At 48.1% G+C, this 1,088-nt stretch carries 1 pseudogene; it reads left to right on the forward strand.

What is annotated here, in order from left to right:
• Positions 1-1,088, forward strand: a pseudogene (locus tag NHH16_RS15425) (hypothetical protein); the annotation flags it as partial.

Consider the following 1,088-nt stretch of genomic DNA (forward strand, 5'->3'; position numbering starts at 1 on the left):
GGCTGACACGACTGACGGTCGAGCAAAAGGCGGGGGTGTTTTTGTAAATGGTAAAGCCTTGACTATGATTGGCTCAGCGACTGTTAGAAGTTGCCAGTCAGACTCTTTCGGCGGTGGCATTGCTTTTCAAAATAATAACACGTTCAACTTTGGAACTGGTTCTGATAGTCCTCAAATAATAGACTGCAATACTTCCCTTGTGGGAGATGTGCTGATTGCGACACAAAAGAACGGTGGCGGAGTCTTCTGGCTAGGTACAGGACCTTTCAATTTTAAAAGCGGAACAATTTCTGGGTGTGCTGGGACAGAGGCCTCGGGAGTTTATATGGAACGCTCAACCCCATGGACCTCGACTACAAGTTTCAATATGTCAGGAGGATCGATTATAAATAACGGACCTGGCGTAGGCGGTAACGGTGGTGGTTTGTGGTTAAAGACCGCAACCGCAACAATTAGTGGCACAGCCTCTATTTCAGGCAACAGCGTTACTAAGCCCGCTTCATCTGGCGGTAACGGCGCTGGTATTTTCGCCACAGGTAGTTCTATAGTAAACATCCAAGGAGGGGCAATCAATAATAACAGTGCCCAACAAGGCTCAGGTCTTTATATTGGCGGCAACACCATCGTAAACATGTCAGGCGGTGAGATCGCGGGCAATACATCACCAGGAAAGGGGGCGGGGGTCTTTGCATCTGGTACGACATGCAAGTTCAACATGACGGGCGGAGCAATCAAAGAATGTAAGACGACGAGTGGTGGTCAAGGTGCAGGCATTTACGCGGCAGGAGCCATGATTTCCCTTATCGGGACTGAATCATCAATACCGCAGATATTAGATTGTGAAACCTTTGCGGTAGATTATTATGGTGCTATGGGTGGTGCCATATGTGCTACAGGGGGTACACAACTAACGCTTACAAACGCCCTTATCAGCGGATGCAAGACAAGTGGTACATTGAATGGCAAATCAGGTCTTGGGGCTGGAATTTATATCGGAACCATAGATAGTACCGCATCTACTGTTGTGGCAAACATCACAAACACCGTTATCGAAAAGTGCTCCTCAGAATCTCGCGGCGGTGGTATGT

It is taken from the genome of Ohessyouella blattaphilus (assembly GCF_024721265.1).
GTDB lineage: Bacteria > Bacillota > Clostridia > Lachnospirales > Lachnospiraceae > Aequitasia > Aequitasia blattaphilus_A.